This window comes from Pseudomonas sp. BIGb0278, assembly GCF_024809895.1.
Lineage (GTDB): Bacteria > Pseudomonadota > Gammaproteobacteria > Pseudomonadales > Pseudomonadaceae > Aquipseudomonas > Aquipseudomonas shirazensis.
The window spans coordinates 126,652-146,512 of sequence record NZ_JANUEL010000005.1; the positions used below are offsets into that span (position 1 = coordinate 126,652).

General features: G+C 62.1%; 21 protein-coding genes. 7 read left to right on the top strand and 14 right to left on the bottom strand.

Going from position 1 to position 19,861, the window contains the following annotated elements:
* Nucleotides 1-76: 76 nt before the first annotated feature.
* The 4 genes from M2396_RS17690 to M2396_RS17705 form a co-directional block, all read right to left on the bottom strand.
* Nucleotides 77-703: a TetR/AcrR family transcriptional regulator gene (locus M2396_RS17690; RefSeq protein WP_101322555.1), complete on the bottom strand. Its 627-nt coding sequence runs from the start codon at nt 701-703 to the stop codon at nt 77-79.
* Nucleotides 703-2,280, bottom strand: a complete 1,578-nt coding sequence (gene gshA, locus M2396_RS17695) for a glutamate--cysteine ligase (protein ID WP_219860607.1) — start codon at nt 2,278-2,280, stop codon at nt 703-705. Before gshA ends, M2396_RS17690 begins: the two co-directional genes overlap by 1 nt.
* Nucleotides 2,281-2,432: 152 nt before the next feature.
* Complete coding sequence (locus M2396_RS17700) at nt 2,433-2,819, bottom strand: PaaI family thioesterase (RefSeq protein ID WP_101322553.1); 387 nt, start codon at nt 2,817-2,819, stop codon at nt 2,433-2,435.
* Nucleotides 2,816-5,140, bottom strand: a complete 2,325-nt coding sequence (locus M2396_RS17705) for a Tex family protein (RefSeq protein WP_259076720.1) — start codon at nt 5,138-5,140, stop codon at nt 2,816-2,818. Before M2396_RS17705 ends, M2396_RS17700 begins: the two co-directional genes overlap by 4 nt.
* Nucleotides 5,141-5,370: 230 nt before the next feature.
* Here M2396_RS17705 and ompR point away from each other — a divergent pair, with 230 nt between their 5' ends.
* Nucleotides 5,371-6,111, top strand: coding sequence for a two-component system response regulator OmpR (gene ompR / locus M2396_RS17710; protein ID WP_101322551.1), 741 nt, complete (start codon nt 5,371-5,373; stop codon nt 6,109-6,111).
* 118 nt (nt 6,112-6,229) lie between these two features.
* Complete coding sequence (locus tag M2396_RS17715; protein WP_178080802.1) at nt 6,230-7,543, top strand: ATP-binding protein; 1,314 nt, start codon at nt 6,230-6,232, stop codon at nt 7,541-7,543.
* A gap of 31 nt (nt 7,544-7,574) precedes the next feature.
* Here the strand turns inward: M2396_RS17715 and rimK are convergent, their stop codons facing one another.
* Nucleotides 7,575-8,480: a 30S ribosomal protein S6--L-glutamate ligase gene (rimK, locus tag M2396_RS17720; protein ID WP_101322549.1), complete on the bottom strand. Its 906-nt coding sequence runs from the start codon at nt 8,478-8,480 to the stop codon at nt 7,575-7,577.
* Entirely contained in the window at nt 8,477-8,926 is a 450-nt protein-coding gene (locus M2396_RS17725; RefSeq protein ID WP_224785582.1) for an ATP-dependent zinc protease, read from the bottom strand. The genes rimK and M2396_RS17725 overlap by 4 nt, the downstream gene beginning before the upstream one ends.
* Nucleotides 8,927-9,068: 142 nt before the next feature.
* Here M2396_RS17725 and M2396_RS17730 point away from each other — a divergent pair, with 142 nt between their 5' ends.
* The 3 genes from M2396_RS17730 to M2396_RS17740 all read left to right on the top strand — a co-directional run bounded on the left by M2396_RS17730 (nt 9,069) and on the right by M2396_RS17740 (nt 12,198).
* Nucleotides 9,069-9,470 (top strand): RNA-binding S4 domain-containing protein, encoded by a 402-nt coding sequence (locus M2396_RS17730; protein ID WP_101322547.1) that lies wholly within the window; start codon nt 9,069-9,071, stop codon nt 9,468-9,470.
* A 101-nt stretch (nt 9,471-9,571) separates the two neighbouring features.
* Nucleotides 9,572-10,474, top strand: coding sequence for an Hsp33 family molecular chaperone HslO (gene hslO, locus M2396_RS17735; protein ID WP_101322546.1), 903 nt, complete (start codon nt 9,572-9,574; stop codon nt 10,472-10,474).
* A gap of 179 nt (nt 10,475-10,653) precedes the next feature.
* A complete protein-coding gene (locus M2396_RS17740; protein ID WP_150570512.1) occupies nt 10,654-12,198 on the top strand; it encodes a phosphoenolpyruvate carboxykinase in 1,545 nt (514 codons plus the stop codon).
* A 65-nt stretch (nt 12,199-12,263) separates the two neighbouring features.
* On the opposite strand, the gene M2396_RS17745 is transcribed toward M2396_RS17740, so the two are convergent.
* Nucleotides 12,264-12,536: a type II toxin-antitoxin system RelE/ParE family toxin gene (locus M2396_RS17745; protein ID WP_150573325.1), complete on the bottom strand. Its 273-nt coding sequence runs from the start codon at nt 12,534-12,536 to the stop codon at nt 12,264-12,266.
* Nucleotides 12,536-12,880 (bottom strand): hypothetical protein, encoded by a 345-nt coding sequence (locus M2396_RS17750; protein WP_224785581.1) that lies wholly within the window; start codon nt 12,878-12,880, stop codon nt 12,536-12,538. Before M2396_RS17750 ends, M2396_RS17745 begins: the two co-directional genes overlap by 1 nt.
* Before the next feature lie 223 nt (nt 12,881-13,103).
* Between M2396_RS17750 and M2396_RS17755 the strand changes: the two genes are divergently transcribed.
* Complete coding sequence (locus tag M2396_RS17755; RefSeq protein WP_101322544.1) at nt 13,104-13,538, top strand: thioesterase family protein; 435 nt, start codon at nt 13,104-13,106, stop codon at nt 13,536-13,538.
* Between the two features lie 69 nt (nt 13,539-13,607).
* Here M2396_RS17755 and M2396_RS17760 read toward each other — a convergent pair whose 3' ends face one another.
* The 3 genes from M2396_RS17760 to fdhD all read right to left on the bottom strand — a co-directional run bounded on the left by M2396_RS17760 (nt 13,608) and on the right by fdhD (nt 17,488).
* Nucleotides 13,608-14,090, bottom strand: coding sequence for a glycine zipper domain-containing protein (locus M2396_RS17760; protein ID WP_101322543.1), 483 nt, complete (start codon nt 14,088-14,090; stop codon nt 13,608-13,610).
* A gap of 222 nt (nt 14,091-14,312) precedes the next feature.
* A complete protein-coding gene (locus tag M2396_RS17765) occupies nt 14,313-16,652 on the bottom strand; it encodes an FdhF/YdeP family oxidoreductase (protein ID WP_101322542.1) in 2,340 nt (779 codons plus the stop codon).
* Nucleotides 16,649-17,488 carry a formate dehydrogenase accessory sulfurtransferase FdhD gene (gene fdhD, locus M2396_RS17770; RefSeq protein WP_259076725.1) on the bottom strand — a complete coding sequence of 280 codons (840 nt, stop codon included), beginning with the start codon at nt 17,486-17,488 and terminating at the stop codon, nt 16,649-16,651. Before fdhD ends, M2396_RS17765 begins: the two co-directional genes overlap by 4 nt.
* A 173-nt stretch (nt 17,489-17,661) precedes the next feature.
* On the opposite strand from fdhD, the gene lysM reads away from it, so the two are divergent.
* The gene (lysM, locus tag M2396_RS17775; protein ID WP_101322541.1) at nt 17,662-18,102 is read left to right on the top strand and encodes a peptidoglycan-binding protein LysM; all 441 of its coding nucleotides are present in this window, start codon (nt 17,662-17,664) and stop codon (nt 18,100-18,102) included.
* Between the two features lie 165 nt (nt 18,103-18,267).
* Here the strand turns inward: lysM and M2396_RS17780 are convergent, their stop codons facing one another.
* The 3 genes from M2396_RS17780 to yrfG form a co-directional block, all read right to left on the bottom strand.
* Nucleotides 18,268-18,540, bottom strand: a complete 273-nt coding sequence (locus M2396_RS17780) for a DUF3077 domain-containing protein (protein ID WP_101322540.1) — start codon at nt 18,538-18,540, stop codon at nt 18,268-18,270.
* Nucleotides 18,537-18,806 (bottom strand): hypothetical protein, encoded by a 270-nt coding sequence (locus tag M2396_RS17785; RefSeq protein ID WP_259076729.1) that lies wholly within the window; start codon nt 18,804-18,806, stop codon nt 18,537-18,539. The genes M2396_RS17780 and M2396_RS17785 overlap by 4 nt, the downstream gene beginning before the upstream one ends.
* 373 nt (nt 18,807-19,179) lie before the next feature.
* The gene (gene yrfG, locus M2396_RS17790) at nt 19,180-19,842 is read right to left on the bottom strand and encodes a GMP/IMP nucleotidase (protein WP_259076732.1); all 663 of its coding nucleotides are present in this window, start codon (nt 19,840-19,842) and stop codon (nt 19,180-19,182) included.
* Nucleotides 19,843-19,861: the final 19 nt, after the last annotated feature.

Here is a 19,861-nt window from a genome sequence, read left to right on the forward strand (position 1 = left end):
CGGGCAAGCCCGCTCCCACAGGGATCGTTGTGGGAGCGGGCTTGCCCGCGAAGGATCGCAAAGCGCCCCAAAACTATCAGCGTTTAGGCAGGAACAGCGGCAAATACAACCCCAGATACGCCTCACACACCCGCTTGCCTTCCTCGGCCATGCGCGGGGTGATCTGCTCGTGCAGCTGCACCGAACGGGCATAGACCCGGTCGCTCAGTTCCATCGCCAGGGCAAACACATCGACGTCGTGGGGCATTGCCGGTAGCTGGAAATGCTGATCGAACAGCTTGTGCATCAGCTCGCCCAACTCCAGATCATGCTTGCGATCCGCCTGGGTCACTTCGCTCAAGCCATGCTGGGCCAGAATCAACTGCCGCGCTGCGGCATCCTCCTGATAGATCTCCAACATACGTTGCTCGATCAGCCGCGACAGGTCATGCCAGGTGGTCAGCGCGCTGCTGTCGATCGGCGCGCGCAGTGCCTCACGAAAGGCCCGGTGCACATCTGCCGTCAGCGCTTCGAGCAGGGCCGGCACGCTGGCAAAGAAGTGGTACACCGACGACGGCGGGATCTGCGCGTGTTCAGCCACGCTGTAGATCGACAGCCCGGCCACACCGTGCGCCGCAAGCAACTCGCGGGCTGCCGCCAGGATCGTGACGATCCTGGCCTGGCTGCTGGCGCGCGGCTTGCGTGGTGTGGGCGTGCGGGTCATCAGTTGCTGATGGCCAGGATGCTGGCCTGGTAGGCACCGACGAACAGGTCGAAGTCACCCACCTCGTCCTGCTCCAGGCGCGCCTGCTCGGCCAGCGAGTCACGTGCCAGCGTCTCGAAAGCTTGCTGGCGCTCGGGGCTCAACGGCTGCTCACGGAAGGTTTCGGCATGCAGACGGCTCTGACGCATGGAGAATTCGACAAAGCTCTCATCGTGCTCGGTCATGCGCGCCAGCACCTGCGCCGACGGCGTCAGTTCGGGATCATCGACCTTGGCCTGCTGCGCTTCAACCGCTTTGGCGTGGGCGTCGCCGCCGTTGGCTTGATCGAGCAACGCGGCCAGCGGCGCGATACGCTCGATCAGCTCGCCGGCCCACTCCTTGAGCGTCACCGGTTGGCCATTGCGCTGCAGCTCCAGGCCCGGCTTGCGGCCTTGCTTGACCACGCTGAGGAAGTTGCTGGTGCACTGGCCGCATTCGCCGTTGCTCAGCTGCGGGCTGTCGTCCAGCGCGCACAGCAGCAGGAATGCATCGAGGAAGCGCGACTGCTGCAGGTCGATACCGACCGGCAGGAACGGGTTGATGTCCAGGCAGCGCACTTCGACGTACTGCACGCCGCGCGAGGCCAGCGCCTGGATCGGCCGCTCGCCGGTGTAGGTCACGCGCTTGGGGCGGATGTTCGAGTAGTACTCGTTTTCAATCTGCAGGATATTGGTGTTGAGCTGAACCCACTCGCCATCCTTGTGCGTACCGATCTCGACGTATGGCGGGTACGGCGTGCCGACCGCCTTGCGCAGGCTGTCGGTGTAGCTGGCGAGGTCGTTGTAGCACGGCGTCAGGCCGGCCTGGGCGTTGCTCTGGTAACCCAGGTCGCTCATGCGCAGGCTGGTCGCGTAGGGCAGGTACAGGGTGTCGGGGTCGAGCTGTTCGAGCTGGTGCGCACGGCCACGCATGAAGCCTGCATCCAGCGCCGGAGAAGCGCCGAACAGGTACATCAGCAGCCAGCTGTAGCGGCGGAAGTTACGAATCAGGGCGATGTACGCCGCCGACTGGAAGTCACGGTCGCTATCGGCGCCGCCTTCCTTTTCGCGCAGCAGAGGCCACAGGGCCTCGGGCAGCGAGAAGTTGTAGTGAATACCGGCAATGCACTGCATGGTACGGCCGTAACGCAGGGCCAGGCCCTTGCGGTAGACATACTTGAGCTGGCCGATATTGGAGGTGCCGTAATAGCCGATCGGAATATCCTCTTCGGCCGGCAATGCACAGGGCATCGACGGGCTCCACAGGTATTCGTTACCCAGCTTGGACTGGACGAAGCGATGCACCTCTTCGAGGTTATCCAGCACCGCTGCCGGGTCGGCCAGGGCCGGAGTAATGAACTCCAGCAGCGATTCTGAATAATCGGTGGTGATCTGCTCGTTGGTCAGCGCCGATCCCAGGGCCTCGGGATGCGGGGTCTGGGCCAGGCGACCTTGATCGGTCACGCGCAGGCATTCGCGCTCAATACCGTGCAGGCACTGCTTGAGCAAGGGGAGATTGGCACTGAGCAGGCTCAGGCGGCTGTTGAGGAGTTCGCTCAAGATGTATTCCTTCACGCGTCAGTCGCCCCAATATGGGGGTAGAAATAACGGTCTACAAGGGTAGGGACAAAGGAACTGGCGTTGTCGCCTGGTTACGCGGTTTCGGCAGTGCCATCACACTGCCGAAAATACCGCAGATAGCGCTTTGTGAGCTAGAGAACCGCGAAGGTTCCCTGAGCTTTCGCAACCAGCTTGTCGTCTTGGACTACGTCGGCGTCGACCACCAGTGTGCGCCGGCCCGCGTGCAGCACGCGCGCGGTGCATAGCACCTCGCCGTCGCTGACGGCGCGCATGTAGTTGATCTTGCATTCGATGGTCACGCTTTGCTGGTCAAAGCCATGGCTGGCCGAGCAGGCCAGGCCCATGGCGATGTCGACCAGGCTGAAGATCGCCCCGCCGTGCAGCTTCTGGCCGCGATTACGCAGCTGTGGCGTCAGTGTCAGGGCCACCGTCGCAACACCCTCTTCAAGGCGCTGCAGGCGGCAGCCAAGCAACTGGCTGAAGGCGCTTTCGACGTATTCGCTGGGCAGGTTGGTCATTTCTTCTTCAACTGCTTGGCGTTGGCGAACAGCGAGGCCATGGCGTTGTTGGCTGGTGCGGCCGTGGTAGTTTCACGCGGGCGCGCTGGCTGCTGCGGGCGGTTGCCGCCATTGGCCCGGCCACCACCGCGGTTGCCTTCGACCTTCTCGCCCGGGGTGTCGCCCATGCGCATCGACAGGGCGATACGTTTGCGCGGGATATCCACCTCCATCACCTTGACCTTGACCACATCGCCGGCCTTGACCGCTTCACGCGGGTCCTTGATGAACTTCTCCGACAGCGACGAGATGTGCACCAGGCCATCCTGATGCACGCCGATATCGACGAAGGCACCGAAGTTGGTGACGTTGGTTACCACACCTTCGAGGATCATCCCAGGCTCGAGGTCCTTGAGCTCTTCGACGCCGTCCTGGAACGAGGCGGTCTTGAACTCCGGGCGCGGGTCACGGCCGGGCTTGTCCAGCTCTTGCAGGATGTCGGTGACGGTCGGCAGGCCGAAGGTCTCGTCGGTGAAGTTCTTCGGGTCGAGGCGCTTGAGAAAGGCGCTGTCGCCGATCAGCGAGCGGATGTCGCGGTCGGTGCCGGCGGCAATCCGCTGCACCAGCGGGTAGGCTTCCGGGTGCACGGCGGAGGCGTCCAGCGGGTTGTCGCCGTTCATCACACGGAGGAAGCCGGCGGCCTGTTCGAAGGTTTTTTCGCCGAGGCGGCTGACCTTTTTCAGTGCAGCGCGGGTGGCGAAGGGGCCATTGGCGTCGCGGTGGGCAACGATATTCTGCGCCAGGGTCCCGTTCAGCCCAGAGATGCGCGTCAGCAGCGCCACCGAGGCGGTGTTGACGTCGACGCCAACGGCGTTCACGCAGTCTTCCACTACCGCGTCCAGGCCGCGGGCCAGCTTCAACTGGGAGACATCATGCTGGTACTGGCCGACGCCGATCGATTTCGGGTCGATCTTGACCAGCTCGGCGAGCGGGTCCTGCAGGCGTCGGGCAATCGACACCGCGCCACGGATCGACACGTCCAGGTCCGGGAACTCGCGTGCTGCCAACTCCGAGGCGGAGTACACCGAAGCGCCGGCTTCGGAGACCATCACCTTGGTCATCTTCAGTGCTGGGTATTTTTTGATCAGTTCAGCAGCCAGCTTGTCGGTCTCGCGGCTGGCGGTGCCGTTGCCGATCGCGATCAGCTCCACCGAATGCTTGGCGCACAGTGCGGCCAGCACGGCGATGGTGCGGTCCCAGTCGTTGCGCGGCACGTGCGGGTAGACCGTGGCGGTGTCTAGCAGTTTGCCGGTGGCATCCACCACCGCAACCTTGCAGCCGGTACGCAGGCCCGGGTCCAGGCCCAACGTCGTGCGCGGGCCTGCCGGGGCGGCGAGCAGCAGGTCGTGCAGGTTATGCGCGAAGACGTTGATCGCTTCGCTCTCGGCGGCTTCACGCAGCTCGCCGAACAGGTCGGTTTCAAGGTGGGTGTAGAGCTTGACCTTCCAGGTCCAGCGCACCACTTCGCCGAGCCATTTGTCTGCCGGGCGGGCGCGGTTTTCCACGCCGAAGTGCTGGCCGATCATCAGCTCGCACGGGTGCAGGGTGCCCGGCAGCTCTTCGCCGACTTTCAGCGCGGCGCTGAGTACGCCTTCGTTGCGGCCACGGAAGATTGCCAGCGCACGGTGCGACGGCGCGCTGCGCAGCAGCTCGTCATGGGCGAAGTAATCGCGGAACTTGGCGCCTTCCTCTTCCTTGCCCGGTACCAGGCGGGCACTGAGTACGGCTTCCTGCTTGAGGAAGTTGCGCAGTTTTTCCAGCAGGCCGGCGTCTTCGGCGAAGCGCTCCATGAGGATGTACTTGGCGCCTTCCAGCGCGGCCTTGACGTCAGCTACGCCCTTGTCGGCATCGACGAAGCGCGCGGCTTCGCTTTCCGGGGTCAGTTGCGGGTCGTTGAACAGGCCGTCGGCCAGCTCGCCGAGGCCGGCTTCGAGAGCGATCTGGCCCTTGGTGCGGCGCTTTTGCTTGTACGGCAGGTACAGGTCTTCGAGGCGGGTCTTGGTGTCGGCCAGCTTGATTTCGCGGGCCAGCTCCGGGGTCAGCTTGCCTTGCTCGTCGATGCTGGCAAGGATGCTCGCGCGACGGTCATCCAGCTCGCGCAGGTAGCGCAGGCGCTCATCCAGGTGGCGCAGCTGGGTGTCGTCGAGGCTGCCGGTGACTTCCTTGCGGTAACGGGCGATGAAGGGCACCGTCGAGCCTTCGTCCAACAGGGCCACGGCCGCCTCGACCTGTTGCGGGCGAACGCCGAGTTCTGCGGCAATACGGCTGTTGATGCTGTCCATGAAAACCACCTGACAATATGTGAATACTGGAGGCCGCAGGTGGGCATTCGTGCCCGGCGGCGCTGGGTGAAAGGCGCGCATTATACCCATCGCGCCGGGCTTGCGGTGATAGCGCCGCGCCATCGGCGGCCGCGTGGAAGTGGCGCCCGGGGAAAAATCTGCTAACAATGCACACGGCACGCGCTGCAATGGCTACGCCATAATGCGCAGCGATCTCAGAGGAGTTATTGATGACCAGCACGCCTAACACAGTTGAAGGTGACAAGATTCTCATCGTCGACGACGATCCGGGGCTCAGCAGCCTGCTGGAGCGTTTTTTCACCAGCAAGGGCTACCGCACCCGGGCAGTACCCAATGTCGAACAGATGGACCGGCTGCTGGCCCGTGAGGTGTTCAACCTGGTTGTACTCGACCTGATGCTGCCTGGCGAAGATGGCTTGTCTGCCTGCCGCCGCCTGCGCGCAGCGAACAACCAGATCCCGATCATCATGCTTACCGCCAAGGGCGACGAGTTGAGCCGGATCAAGGGCCTGGAACTGGGCGCCGACGATTACCTGGCCAAGCCGTTCAACCCCGACGAGCTGATGGCGCGGGTCAAGGCCGTGCTGCGCCGCCAGTCGGCGCCGGTGCCTGGTGCGCCTGGCAGCGAAGACGAGACCGTGACCTTCGGTGACTACGAGCTGTCGCTGGCCACCCGCGAGCTCAAGCGTGGCAATGAAGTGCACATGCTCACCACCGGCGAATTCGCCGTGCTCAAGGCGCTGGTGATGCACGCCCGCGAGCCGCTCACCCGCGACAAGCTGATGAACCTCGCCCGTGGCCGCGAGTGGGATGCGCTGGAGCGCTCCATCGATGTGCAGATCTCGCGCTTGCGCCGCATGATTGAACCGGACCCGTCCAAGCCGCGCTATATCCAGACGGTCTGGGGCGTGGGCTACGTGTTCGTGCCGGACGGAAACTCCGGCAAATGAGTCTGCAGGCTTGCCACTACGCTGCAGGGCGACCCGAACGGGCCGCCCTGTTTGCGTCTTTGGCCAGCCGGCAATCTGGCGGGCTCTGCTCGCGCCTGTTCTGCAGTAGATGTCCTCGATGAAAACCCCTGTTTGGTTCCCGCAAAGCTTCTTCGCCCGCACCCTGTGGCTGGTGCTTATCGTCGTGCTGTTCTCCAAGGCGCTGACCCTGGTCTACCTGCTGATGAACGAAGACGTGCTGGTCGACCGTCAGTACAGCCATGGCGTGGCCCTGACCTTGCGCGCCTATTGGGCAGCCGATGAAGAAAACCGCGAGAAGATCGCCGAAGCGGCCGGCCTGATCCGGGTAACCGGGGCCGGCGTGCCGGAAGGCGAACAGCACTGGCCGTACAGCGAAATTTATCAGCGGCAGATGCAGGCCGAGCTGGGCGAGGACACCGAAGTGCGCCTGCGCGTGCATGCGCCGCCGGCGCTGTGGGTCAATGCGCCGAGCCTGGGCCCAGGCTGGCTGAAGGTGCCGCTGTACCCGCACCCGTTGCGCGGGCAAAAAATCTGGAACGTACTCGGCTGGTTCCTGGCCATTGGTTTGCTGTCGACAGCGTCGGCGTGGATCTTCGTCCGTCAGCTCAACCAGCCGCTCAAGCGCCTGGTGTTTGCCGCGCGTCAGCTTGGCCAGGGGCGCAGTGTGCGCTTGCCGGTCAGCGACACGCCAAGCGAGATGGCCGAGGTGTACCGCTCGTTCAACCAGATGGCTGAAGACGTCGAACAGGCCGGGCGCGAGCGTGAGCTGATGCTGGCGGGGGTTTCGCATGACCTGCGCACGCCGCTGACGCGCTTGCGCCTGTCGCTGTCACTGATGGACAACGACAACGACCTGACCGACGACATGGTCCGCGACATCGAAGACATGGACGCGATTCTCGATCAGTTTCTGGCGTTTATCCGTGATGGCCGTGACGAGCCGTTGGAAGAAATCGACTTCTCCGACCTGGTGCGTGAGGTGGTTGCGCCGTACAACCAGCCGGAAGAACGCGTGCGCTTGTGCCTGGAGCCTATTCCGCCGTTCCCGCTGCGCCGTGTTTCGCTCAAGCGTATGCTCGGCAACCTGATCGGCAATGCCTTGCACCATGCGGGGCAGGGCGTTGAAGTAGCAGCTTATGTATCGGGCGACGATAGCGCGCCGTATGTGGTGTTGAGCGTGCTCGACCGCGGCGCGGGGATCGACGAGTCGGAGCTGGAAACCATCTTCAACCCGTTCATCCGGGGTGACCGTGCGCGCGGTGGCAAGGGCACGGGGCTGGGCCTGGCCATCGTCAAACGGATTGCGGCGCAGCATGGCGGCAATGTCGAGTTGCGTAATCGCTCTGGCGGCGGCATTGAAGCGCGGGTGCGTTTGCCGTTGGGCTTGCTGCTACCGCGCAACGCAGTGTGATTGCCGGGGCCGCTCAGCGGCCCCGACAATGTCAGCCCTTACCTTTGGTGCGGGTCTGATTCGGCCCGCCGTTCTTCTCCAGGTGCTCGATGATCATCCCGGCAACGTCCTTGCTGGTGGTGACCTCGATGCCTTCCAGGCCTGGCGATGAGTTGACCTCCATCACCAGTGGGCCGTGGTTGGAGCGCAGGATGTCGACGCCGGCCACGCTCAAACCCATGACCTTCGCCGCGCGAATGGCGGTGATGCGCTCTTCCGGGGTGATCTTGATCAGGCTGGCAACGCCGCCACGATGCAGGTTTGAACGGAATTCACCCGGCTTGGCCTGACGCTTCATCGAGGCAATTACCTTGTCGCCAACCACGAAGCAGCGGATATCGGCGCCGCCGGCTTCCTTGATGTATTCCTGAACCATGATGTTCTGCTTCAGGCCCATGAACGCCTCGATCACCGATTCGGCGGCCTGGGTGGTCTCGCACAGCACCACGCCAATGCCCTGGGTGCCTTCCAGCACCTTGATCACCAGGGGCGCGCCGTTGACCATCTGGATCAGGTCGGGGATATCGTCCGGCGAATGGGCAAAGCCGGTAATCGGCAAGCCGATACCGCGCCGCGACAGCAGTTGCAACGAGCGCAGCTTGTCCCGCGAGCGGGCGATTGCCACCGATTCGTTGAGCGGATTCACGCCCATCATCTCGAACTGGCGCAGCACTGCGCAGCCATAGAAGGTAACGGACGCGCCGATCCGCGGGATCACCGCATCAAAGCCCTCCAGCGGCCGCCCACGATAGTGGATCTGCGGCTTGTGGCTGGCGATGTTCATGTAGGCACGCAGGGTATCGATCACAACCATCTCGTGGCCACGCTGGGTACCGGCTTCAACCAGGCGGCGGGTGGAATACAGACGCGGGTTCCGCGACAGCACAGCGATCTTCATGCAGCACCTGTGACAGGGAGAGGGTTGACCGGAAAGGCCGGTTTTTCCTGAACGTATTTCGAGCTTGGGTCCACCACCAGTTGGCCGTGGATCAATGCCTTGGAACCGAGCAGCAAGCGGTAGCGCATGGCCTTGCGACAGGCCAGTGTGAATTCGACCTCCCAGACCCGGTCTCCCAGCGCCAGCGGCGTGCGGATCACATAGCGGACCTGGGCATGGCCGTTGGAGCTCTTGATGCTTTTCATGGTCACCAGCGGGGCTTCACAGCGGCGATGGCGCAGCTGCACCACGGAGCCGAGGTGTGCAGTAAATCGGACCCACTGCTCACCGTCGCGTTCAAACGGCTCGACATCGGTGGCGTGCAGGCTCGAGGTGCTGGCGCCGGTGTCGATCTTGGCGCGCAGGCCGGCCAGCCCGAGCTCGGGCAGCGCCACCCACTCGCGCAGGCCGATCACACTCAGATGGTCAAATGTCTTCACTAATCACACCCTGGGGATAAGGTGGTGAACTTTAAGCACCGCGCAGAATTTTTGCATCCGTCAGTGACGGTAGTACAGTTCGGTTAAAGACAGAATTCGAGGTAAAGAGATGGCACAAAAGTCGGAAGAAGACGACAAGGTACGCCTGGACAAATGGCTGTGGGCCGCGCGGTTCTACAAGACCCGCGCCCTGGCCAAGGCGGCCATCGAAAGCGGCAAGGTGCACTGCCGCGGCGAGCGCTGCAAGCCCGGCAAGGAGCCACGGGTGGGCGACGAGTTCGTCCTGCGTACCGGCTTTGACGAGCGCACCATCGTCGTCAAGGCGCTGTCGGTGGTACGCCGTGGCGCGCCTGAGGCGCAGCTGCTGTATGGCGAAACCGAAGAGAGCATCCGCCGCCGCGAGCAGGCCGCGCAGCAGCGCAAGGATGGCGCCCTGGGGATGACGACCGATGGTCGGCCCAACAAGAAACAGCGCCGGCAGATCCACCAGCTGCACGGCAGCTTCGACTGATCTGTGCTGTTGTAAGAGGATGAGACAGGGAGCGCCTCATGCGTGGGCCGTACCAGGCCTGTTAATATGTGGACATTATTTTTCCAGATAGCCAGAACCTTATGAGCGACCTCCCTGCTACCGATTTCACTCAACGTTTCCTGTTCGACGACCGCGACGTGCGTGGCGAGATGGTCGGGCTGGAGCGCAGTTATGCCGAAGTGCTGGCCAAGCACCCCTACCCGCAGCCGGTCGCGCTCCTGCTCGGTGAGTTGATGGCCGCCGCCGCGCTACTGGTGGGCACCCTCAAGTTCGACGGCCTGTTGATCCTGCAGGCGCGCTCTGAAGGCCCAGTGCCGTTGCTGATGATCGAATGCTCCAGCGAGCATGACATCCGTGGCCTGGCCCGTTATGAGGCGGACCAGATTGCCGCCGATGCAACCCTCACCGACCTGATGCCAGACGGCGTGCTGGCCTTGACCGTCGACCCGATCAACGGTCAGCGCTACCAGGGCATGGTCGACCTGCACGGCAAGGACCTGTCGGAGTGCTTCACCAACTACTTCGTCATGTCGCAGCAGATCAACACCACCATCACCCTCGCTGCCGACGGCTCGCGTGCCCGTGGCTTGCTGGTGCAGCAGTTGCCTGCCGACCGTCAGAAAGACAGCGATGAGCGCGATGAAAGCTGGAACCACGTCAAGGCTTTGGCGAACACTGTCAAAGCCGAGGAATTACTGGGCCTGGACAACGAAACCATGCTCCATCGCCTGTACCACGAAGAGGCTGTGCGCCTGTTCGACCTGCAGCCGTTGCAGTTCCGCTGCAGCTGCTCACGGGAACGTTCAGGCAATGCCTTGGTCAGTCTCGGTCAGGAAGACGCTCAGCAGCTGGTAGTCGAACATGGTGGCCAAATCGAGGTCGATTGCCAGTTCTGCAATCAGCGTTATCTGTTTGATGCGACCGACGTTACGCAATTGTTTGCTGGCGGCGGCACAAGCGGCGCAGCAGAAACACGTCACTGAAACGTTTAATTCCAGTGGATTCTCCTGTCGTTCTGCGATAAACCGCAGTTCTGACAGGAGGGGTCTACTTTTTTTGGGCTTTTCTGGCATAATCCGGCCACTTTTTTCGCTGTAGTCGTTTTTTTCGGACCACTACAAAACGTTTGGAGCACTCGGCCTCGGGCCGGATGGGGTATCTCATGACGCAAGCCAACAACACCGTGTACACCGACCTGAGCGTCGATGAGCTGGTAAAAGAAGCGCTGTCCCGCGGTGAAGGCGAGCTGGCCGATACTGGCGCGCTGGTCGTGAAAACCGGTCACCGCACCGGCCGTTCGCCAGCTGACCGTTTCATCGTCGACGAACCCAGCACCACCGAGGCAATTGCCTGGGGCCCGATCAACCGCAAGTTCCCGGCCGACAAGTTCGATGCCTTGTGGGCTCGCGTTGAAGCGTTCAACAACGCCCAGGACCATTTTGTGTCCTACGTTCATGTAGGTGCTGCCGCCGAGCACTACCTGCCAGTGCGCATGACCACCCAGACTGCCTGGCAGAACCTGTTCGGTCGTTGCCTGTTCATCAACCCGGAGCAGTACAACCCGGCCGGTCGTGATGAGTGGCAAGTGCTCAACGTTGCCAACTTCGAATGCTCGCCTGAGCGCGATGGCACCAACTCCGACGGTTGCGTGATCATCAACTTCGCCCAGAAGAAGGTGCTGATCGCGGGCATGCGTTACGCCGGCGAAATGAAGAAAGCCATGTTCTCGGTGCAGAACTTCCTGCTGCCGGCCGCTGACGTACTGCCTATGCACTGCGCAGCCAACATCGGCGAAGAAGGCGATGTAACCCTGTTCTTCGGCCTGTCCGGCACTGGCAAGACCACTCTGTCGGCCGATGAAAGCCGTTACCTGATCGGTGACGACGAACACGGCTGGGGCGAAGGCGTTGTCTTCAACATCGAAGGCGGCTGCTATGCCAAGTGCATCGACCTGTCCGAGAAGAACGAACCGGTCATCTGGAAAGCCATCAAGCACGGTGCAGTTCTGGAAAACGTGGTCATCGACGACGCCTCCAAGCACGCCGACTACGCCGATGTCAGCCTGACCCAGAACAGCCGCGCGGCCTATCCGCTGGAGCACGTTGCCAAGCGTTCCGAGAAGAACCTGGGCGGCGAGCCAAATGCCGTTATCTTCCTGACCTGCGACCTGACCGGCGTGCTGCCGCCAGTGTCGATCCTGAACAACGAGCAAGCGGCCTACCACTTCCTGTCGGGTTACACCGCGCTGGTCGGTTCGACTGAGATGGGTTCGGGCGGCGGCATCAAGTCCACCTTCTCCACCTGCTTCGGCGCGCCGTTCTTCCCGCGTCCTGCTGGCGAATACGCTGAGCTGCTGATCAAGCGCATCAACGGCTTCGGCTCCAAGGTCTACCTGGTCAACACCGGCTGGACCGGCGGCGGCTACGGCGTTGGCAAGCGCTTCAGCATCCCGACCACCCGTGCTGTGATCGCTGCGATCCAGAGCGGCGCGCTGGTGGGTGCCGAAACCGAACACCTGGACATCATCAACCTCGACGTGCCGAAAGCCGTTGAAGGTGTTGATACCAACCTGCTCAACCCACGCACCAACTGGGAAGACAAGGCTGCCTACGACGAGGCTGCCAAAGGTCTGGCCAAGCTGTTCATCGAGAACTTCAAGAAGTTTGAAGTTTCCGACGCGATCAAGGCTGCTGGGCCGAAGCTGTAAGCTTTAACCGGTACGCTGGATAGAAGCCGCCCTTAGGGGCGGCTTTTTTTTAACTGTGGTTTTGTTCAGGGCCACTGCTGCCGTGCATGCAGGATGCGAATAATCTCGAGTTTTTCACCTGCGCAGCGGTAGACCATCACGTAATTGGGGCGAACCACGATCTCTCTGGTGCCGGGATAACGCCCCTGCTTGTATAGATTGGGTTGCTGAGCCGCTTGCCTTGCTTTGTCTCTGAATTCAGTATCCAGCGTGATGGCCGCGCCAGGGTTGCTTTCGGCAATGATATTCATGATTCGCAAGCGGTCTTCCAGAGCCATATTCAACCAAACCAGACGCATCAGTGCGGTTTGGCCCTGAGCGCGGCCCGGCGGGCGGCGAAGGCGCTCTCGGCGTCTTCGTCATCCGTCGCCGGCGTTGTATCACTCAGGCTGGCCTCAACCTGTTCAAAAAACCAAGTCTCGTAGGCGGCTGCATCATGCACCCTCTTCAGCGCTTCAGCTCGATCAGGCCGTTGATAAGTGCTCAATTGGCGAGGATCGTAATTGGAACTGTCGATCTCGAAGTGATCAATGCCCAGTTCATGTAGATAAACGACCAAGGTCTCCAGCTTCTTGAATAGCCTGACACTGCCGCTGCGTTGGGCGGTAAGCAGATGCTCGCTTTCATCGACATTGATCTGCACGGCCCAGCCACCCGGCTGGCCTACTACATGTGTCGCATGGACGCGGCCGGTCTCTGCTATCCGCCGAAGCTCGGCATGATTGAGTTGTAGTGTAGGCACGGGGGTATGTCTCGGTTTCATAGGAGCGACCATGCTATGCGATCTACAATTGATTGCGACTATATGACTTCCCCAGCCTTTGTGGGAAGCTTCGCCTTCATGTAACCAACCCGCGTGGCAAGCCATGACCGAATCCCCCCTGCGCTCCGACTTCAACCACTTCCACCCAATCCTCACCCGTCCGCAAGACAACGACGTCAACGGCCACATCGCTGGCGCCACTGTGCATGGCTTTTTTGAAACCGCGATACAGGCATTTCTGGTGGAGCAGGCCGAGCTCGACCTGCGCGACGGCGCGCTGGCGGGGCTGGTGATCAGTTCGGCAGCCGACTTCTACGCCTTGCCGGCGTTTCCGGATGTGCTCGAGGTGGGCCTGGGCGTGACGCGGCTGGCTGGCAGTACCGTTGAGTACCGTTTGGCGCTGTTCCGCCCAGGCGAGACCCAGGCGTGTGCGGCGGGCAGCCTGGTGCAGGTCTTCATCGAGCGCAGCTCAGGCCAGCCTGCCGTGCTGCCTGAGGCCATGCAGGCGACCCTCGCAGGCCTGCGGCCCAACCTTTAAAGGGTACAAATGCAAAGGCCCCGCCGGGAGGGGCGGGGCCTTTTGATGCCTGGGCCAAGCCCTTGGCTATCAGTGACGCCAGTGGCGTTTCGGCTTGTGCTTGCGATGGCCATAGTGGTGGCCGCGGTCGTAGTGACGACGGTCATCGTAGCCGCGACGGTAACGACGGTCGTCGCGCTCGTCTTCATCGGCCTTGTTGCCCATGTAGTTACCCAGCGCGCCACCTGCGCCGCCGCCTGCGGCTGCACCGATGTAGCTGCCGTTGGTGCCGCCTACGCTGCGGCCAATCACGTTACCGCCGGCTGCGCCCAGGGCACCACCGATTGCGGCTTCACCGCGTTGACGTTTATCGGCACCGACCGCACTGCCGGCTGCGCCGCCCAGGCCTGCGCCAATCGCGCCGCCGGTGCTGCCGCCAAGCTGCTGGCCGACCACTGAGCCGAGTACCCCACCCAGTGCGCCGCCAATACCTGCTTCAGTCGTGCCGCCTGCCATGGCAACGCCGCTGAGCAAGCCAAAAGACAACAACAGAATCGAGGAGTACTTCTTCATCAAGAGAACCTCAGAGGGATGACGAGGGCGAATTTGAGGCTCGGCGAGCACTCTGGCAATTGAAATCCGACGAGTAACACGAGTTGTACACAATTCTCTAAGTTACTGTTTTCAATATGAAACTTAATCGTTTTTTGCCTGTCATACGCTACTTGAGACAAAGCCCTGACCATTGCGGACAGGGCTTTTTTTTGTCTCCAGAAAGCCGATGAGGCTATGCCGTCAGAGGATTCGACCGGTGTCGCTGGCACGTTCCAGCTTGATCGCGATGAACTTGGAAGTCGGCGTGTGGCTGCCGTCGCCAATGCTCTCCAGCGGCACCAGCGGGTTAACCTCTGGATAGTAGGCCGCCGCCTGCCCAGCCGGAATATCGTAGGCCAGCAGAGTGAAGCCACGTACCCGGCGCTCGATGCCATCGTCCCACAGCGACACGATATCGGCCTTCTGCCCAGGCGCGAAGCCCAGACGAATGATGTCGGCTTCGTTGACGAACAGCACGTCGCGCTGCGCCTTGACCCCGCGGTAACGGTCATCCAGGCCATAGATGGTGGTGTTGTACTGATCGTGCGAGCGCATCGATTGCATGATCAGGTCCGGCAACTGGCCGCTGGCGCGTACGCGCTCATCGAGCAGCGAGTCGGGCAGCAGGTTGGCCTTGAAGTTGGCGCGCCCGTTCGCGGTTTGCCACTTGCGGCTGCCAGCGCTGTTGCCCAGGTAGAAACCGCCCGGGTGTTTCAAGCGCTGATTGAAGTCGGCAAAACCGGGGATGGTGTCGGCGATCAGCTGGCGAATGCGGTCGTAGTCAGCCACCAGCCAGTGCCAGTCGACCGGGCGCTTGCCCAGCGTTGCGGCGGCAATACCGGCAATCACTGCAGGCTCGGAACGCATCTGTTTCGACAGCGGCTTGAGCTGGCCATTGGAGGCGTGGACCATGCTGAACGAGTCTTCCACCGTGACCGCCTGCGGGCCATCGGCCTGCATGTCGATATCGGTACGGCCCAGGCACGGCAGGATCAACGCCTGCTTGCCATGCATCAGATGGCTGCGGTTGAGCTTGGTACTGATCTGCACGGTCAGGTCGCAGTTGCGCAGCGCCTGAGCGGTGCGCGCGGTGTCTGGCGTGGCTTGGGCGAAGTTGCCACCCAGGCCGATGAATACCTTGGAACGGCCATCGAGCATGGCGTGGATCGCCTCGACGGTGTTGTGGCCGTTGGCGCGCGGCACCGGGAAGGCGAAGCGTTGTTGCAGGGCATTGAGCAGCGCTGCTGGCGGCCGCTCGTTGATGCCCATGGTGCGGTCGCCCTGCACGTTACTGTGGCCGCGCACCGGGCACAGGCCGGCCCCGGGCTGGCCGATGTTGCCGCGCAGCAGCATCACGTTGACCATTTCCTGAATGGTAGGCACTGAGTGGCGATGCTGGGTGATGCCCATCGCCCAGCACATGATCACGCGCTTGCCCTTGCAGTACATGCGCGCAGCCTGTTCGATCTCGGCCAGCTCCAGGCCCGACTGGGCCTGCAGCTGATCCCATGGGGTGGCATCAACCACCGCCAGGTACTCATTGATGCCGTGGCCGTGCTCGGCAATGAACACATGATCGAAGATCGCCGGCTCGCCCTTGGCCTGGGCCTCGCGCTCCCACTGCAGGAGGAACTTGGCCATACCGCGCAGCAGGGCCATGTCGCCGCCCAGGGCCGGGCGGAAATACGCCGAGTTGGTTGGGCGGTCGCTGTTGGTGAGCATCTCCAGCGCGTTCTGCGGGTGCTGGAAGCGCTCCAGGCCACGCTCCTTGAGCGGGTTGACGCAGATCACCTGTGCGCCGCGTTTGACCGCATCGCGCAGCGGGTCGAGCATGCGTGGGTGGTTGGTGCCGGGGTTCTGGCCCCAGACGAAGATCGCATCGGCGTGCTCGAAATCATCGAAGGTCACCGTGCCCTTGCCGACCCCGACGCTCTGGCCCAGGGCCACGCCGCTGGCTTCGTGGCACATGTTCGAGCAGTCCGGGAAGTTGTTGGTGCCGAACGCGCGGACAAACAGCTGATACAGGTAGGCCGCTTCGTTGCTGGCCCGGCCCGAGGTGTAGAACTCGGCCTGGTCCGGGCTGGTGAGGCCGTTCAGGTGCTGGGCGATCAGGGCGAAGGCGCTGTCCCAGTCGATCGGCTGGTAACGGTCGCTGGCCGGGTTGTAGAGCATCGGCTCGGTCAGGCGACCCTGGTACTCGAGCCAGTAATCGCTCTGCTCAAGCAGCGAGGTCACGCTGTGGCGAGCGAAGAAGGCCGCATCGACACGGCGCTTGGTGGCTTCCCAGTTGACTGCCTTGGCGCCGTTCTCGCAGAACTTGACCATGCCGCTTTCAGGCGAGTCGCCCCAGGCACAGCCCGGGCAGTCGAAACCGCCGTTCTGGTTGGTCTTGAGCAGGGCGCGGATGTTCTTCAGTGCGTTGTCGCTGCCGACCCAGGCCTTGGCCACACTGCGCAGCGCACCCCAGCCGCCGGCGGCGCCGTTGTAGGGCTTGTAGCGAGGTGGGGTTTGTTCTTGCGGAAGCTTCTGATGGGAGGTCACGGCGATTTCGACTCCGCCACGGGGCTGAACACCCGTGGTGCACTGTGTTTGGGCAAATGAATAAGGTTGAGCTGATGCTTGCGCGCCCATTGCAGGGCAAGGCCGGTGGGCGCCGACAAACTGACCAGGGTCTGGATGCCTGCGCGCAGCACCTTCTGGATCAGTTCCAGGCTGCAGCGGCTGGTGACGATGGCCAGGCCGCCCTGGGTGTCGATCTGCTCGCGCAGCAAGGCGCCGATCAACTTGTCCAGCGCGTTGTGCCGGCCGATGTCTTCACGGCCCAGCAACAGCTCACCTTGGCTATTCATGAACAACGCCGCATGGACTGCACCACAGTGCTGGCCCAGCGGTTGAAACTGATCGATGCGCCGGCGCAGGTCGTGCAGCCACTCGACCGGCGGCAGCGGCGCGCCGGGCAGGCTGGCCAGTTCTGGCAGCGCTTGCTCCAACGCTTCGACACCGCACAGGCCGCAGCCACTGGTACCGGCCAACTGGCGGCGCTGGTTTTTCAGGTTCCAGAACGCCCGGCTGGCAATCTCCAGGTCGGCATACAGCGCCGAGCCACTGCCAGAAACCTTTACGTCGTAGATTTCATCGGTGCTTTCGACGATGCCGCTGCCGACACTGAAACCGACGGCAAAATCTTCCAGATCGGTCGGGCTGACCAGCATCACGGCCTGGCTCAAGCCGTTGTAGGCGATCGCCAGCGCGACTTCTTCGGCAAGCGGCGTGCTGGCACGCTCGGCATCGCTGAGTTGGACGTAGTCGTAGGTGTTGCTGGCGGCAGGCAGGGACAGTGCAGTGGACGCCGCGCAGACCGGAGGTTTGCTGTTCATCGGGCGCAGTACCGTCTGGCTCATTAGTGCACAAGCCTAGGCTTGTGCGTCGGCGACGTCTAATCGCAAGGTTCTATGCCGTGATAGAGCGCGTCGATTGGTCGCACCCGGGCGGGTTGGGCAAACCTGTCCTAGACTTGCCGTTCCGAGGATTTATCAACATGGAGCGCGCAATGAGCCTATTCAGTTTCGTGAAGGAAGCCGGCGAGAAGTTGATCGACCTGCTTACGCCTGGCAATGCCAAGGCCGAAGAGCAGATCAAGGAGCACGTGAGCAAGGTGGGGCTGGGTAACCCCAACATCACCGCTACGGTTGATGGGGACAAGATTACCCTCACGGGCGACGTGGCCAGCCAGGAGGAGAAGGAAAAGATCATTCTCGCGGCGGGCAACATCGAGGGTGTGGCCAGCGTTGACGACCAGATTACCGTGACCGGGCCGGTGGTTAAGGCGGCTGTTTTCGTCACTGTCGTGAAGGGTGACACGCTGAGCGCGATCTCCAAGCGGGTTTATGGTGACGCGAACAAGTACAACAAGATTTTTGAGGCTAACAAGCCGATGTTGTCGCATCCGGACAAGATTTATGTGGGGCAGGTTTTGCGGATTCCTGAGTAAGGAATTCAGGTCCGCGTATTGGGGCTGCTTTGCAGCCCTTTCGCGACACAAGGCCGCTCCTACAGGGGGCCGCGAACGTCTAGACGACGCGGTCGATGTAGGAGCGGCCTTGTGTCGCGAAAGGGGCGCAGAGCGCCCCCAAAATCCCGAATATCACACCCTCTATCAGTGCATCCTATTCCGCGCTATCTCGATGTCATCCATGATCGCCTTGGCAAACGCACTCAGATAATCCGCTGCCCCCAACAGCTTGTGATCATTTTCCATGTCGCCCTCGCGGACCAGGTGCTTGATATAACCAAGCAATACCGACACCTGCTCATAGGCATGCTCAAACGGCACCCCCGGCATCACCCGAAAAATATGACAGGGCTTGTCGCCTGCCTCGAAAAACGTCTCTACGCCAACGGTGACGTCTGTGCGTGGGAGGTCGCTCATGCCGTTGCCTCCTGACGTGCCTGTAGCCGATGGAATACGTGCTCGACCAACCCGCGTGCGGTATCGGTACAGTGGCCGGCATTGATCAGCAAGTGGGTACCTGGCTCACCAGTATGGGTACGGCAGTGTTGCTCCAGGGTTGCTGAAACTCCGCGCAATAGTTCGCTGGCGTGGGCGTGGGCGAGGGCGTCGGGTGGGTACAGGTCGGGTTGGATGGAGGCGTAGAAGACGCTGGCGGTGGGTGGGTCGGGGACGATTTTTTTCATGGCAAAACTCCTCAATTCCATTGACGGAGGCTGCCGCTCGACTTTCTCAGGGATCGAGGGTGGCAGCCGTGCGCGGGGTGAGAAACCGAGGGAATCAAGGAAAACTCGGCCGGACCGAAGTCCGCCCGCGCACGGCCGCCATAACGGCTTGCCGCGTGATTCATTCAACGGGTTCTCACACCCGGTCACCGGAAAACGGCAACCCAAGGACGTTATCCCTGAGCCATTTCCCCGACAACAGCGAAGGTTCGGCAAGGCGCGTAGGATAGTTCCGAAGCGACGTCGATTTGAAGCATTTGGTTGCAGTTTGGGAAATGTCTTACGGCTTTGGATCGGTGGATTGGTGCCGCTTTGCGGCCCTTTCGCGCCTTGCTCACAACCCCGCCAACAACTCCCGATAATCATCAACCGCCGCAAACTCCTGGGTATCCCGCGGCGCTGCCTTGCTGTCCGGCTGCCGCACCGCGAGCAAATGCCCGACCCCATACCGCTGCGCACTGCGCAAAATCGCCAGGGTGTCATCAATGAACAAGCTGCGCGCCGGATCGAAACCGATGTCGGCCTGCAAGGCATTCCAGAACAGCGGGCTTTCCTTGGGATAGCCGTAATCATGCGAGCTGATCAAACGCTCGAAATACCCCGCCAGCTCCACCCGCTCCAACTTCAACGACAACGAATCACGATGGGCATTGGTGATCATCACCACACGCTTGCCCGCTTTGCGAATCGCCGCCAAAAACGTATCGGCATCCGGGCGCAGGGCAATCAGGTCGGCGATCTCTTGCTTCAGCTCGCGGATCGGCAGGTTCAGCTCCTGGCTCCAGAAGTCCAGGCAGTACCAGTTCAGCGTGCCGGCGTTACGCTCGAACAGCGGCTGCAGCTCGAGCTCGGCCATCGCCCGGCTGATACCGTGCAGCTCGGCGTAGCGCTGGGGCAGGTGTTGCAGCCAGAACTGGTTGTCGTAGTGCAGGTCGAGCAGGGTGCCGTCCATGTCGAGCAGAACGGTGTCGATGGCAGACCAGGGAAGAACAGGCATGGGAAACTCTCGATCAGTC

What these genes read in the sequence shown, in the direction of transcription:
- M2396_RS17690 (WP_101322555.1), bottom strand. Translation starts at nt 703, where the DNA reads ATGACCCGCACGCCCACACCACGCAAGCCGCGCGCCAGCAGCCAGGCC.
- M2396_RS17700 (WP_101322553.1), bottom strand. Translation starts at nt 2,819, where the DNA reads ATGACCAACCTGCCCAGCGAATACGTCGAAAGCGCCTTCAGCCAGTTG.
- M2396_RS17705 (WP_259076720.1), bottom strand. Translation starts at nt 5,140, where the DNA reads ATGGACAGCATCAACAGCCGTATTGCCGCAGAACTCGGCGTTCGCCCG.
- ompR (WP_101322551.1), top strand. Translation starts at nt 5,371, where the DNA reads ATGACCAGCACGCCTAACACAGTTGAAGGTGACAAGATTCTCATCGTC.
- M2396_RS17715 (WP_178080802.1), top strand. Translation starts at nt 6,230, where the DNA reads ATGAAAACCCCTGTTTGGTTCCCGCAAAGCTTCTTCGCCCGCACCCTG.
- rimK (WP_101322549.1), bottom strand. Translation starts at nt 8,480, where the DNA reads ATGAAGATCGCTGTGCTGTCGCGGAACCCGCGTCTGTATTCCACCCGC.
- M2396_RS17730 (WP_101322547.1), top strand. Translation starts at nt 9,069, where the DNA reads ATGGCACAAAAGTCGGAAGAAGACGACAAGGTACGCCTGGACAAATGG.
- hslO (WP_101322546.1), top strand. Translation starts at nt 9,572, where the DNA reads ATGAGCGACCTCCCTGCTACCGATTTCACTCAACGTTTCCTGTTCGAC.
- M2396_RS17740 (WP_150570512.1), top strand. Translation starts at nt 10,654, where the DNA reads ATGACGCAAGCCAACAACACCGTGTACACCGACCTGAGCGTCGATGAG.
- M2396_RS17745 (WP_150573325.1), bottom strand. Translation starts at nt 12,536, where the DNA reads ATGCGTCTGGTTTGGTTGAATATGGCTCTGGAAGACCGCTTGCGAATC.
- M2396_RS17755 (WP_101322544.1), top strand. Translation starts at nt 13,104, where the DNA reads ATGACCGAATCCCCCCTGCGCTCCGACTTCAACCACTTCCACCCAATC.
- M2396_RS17760 (WP_101322543.1), bottom strand. Translation starts at nt 14,090, where the DNA reads ATGAAGAAGTACTCCTCGATTCTGTTGTTGTCTTTTGGCTTGCTCAGC.
- fdhD (WP_259076725.1), bottom strand. Translation starts at nt 17,488, where the DNA reads ATGAACAGCAAACCTCCGGTCTGCGCGGCGTCCACTGCACTGTCCCTG.
- lysM (WP_101322541.1), top strand. Translation starts at nt 17,662, where the DNA reads ATGAGCCTATTCAGTTTCGTGAAGGAAGCCGGCGAGAAGTTGATCGAC.
- M2396_RS17780 (WP_101322540.1), bottom strand. Translation starts at nt 18,540, where the DNA reads ATGAGCGACCTCCCACGCACAGACGTCACCGTTGGCGTAGAGACGTTT.
- M2396_RS17785 (WP_259076729.1), bottom strand. Translation starts at nt 18,806, where the DNA reads ATGAAAAAAATCGTCCCCGACCCACCCACCGCCAGCGTCTTCTACGCC.
- yrfG (WP_259076732.1), bottom strand. Translation starts at nt 19,842, where the DNA reads ATGCCTGTTCTTCCCTGGTCTGCCATCGACACCGTTCTGCTCGACATG.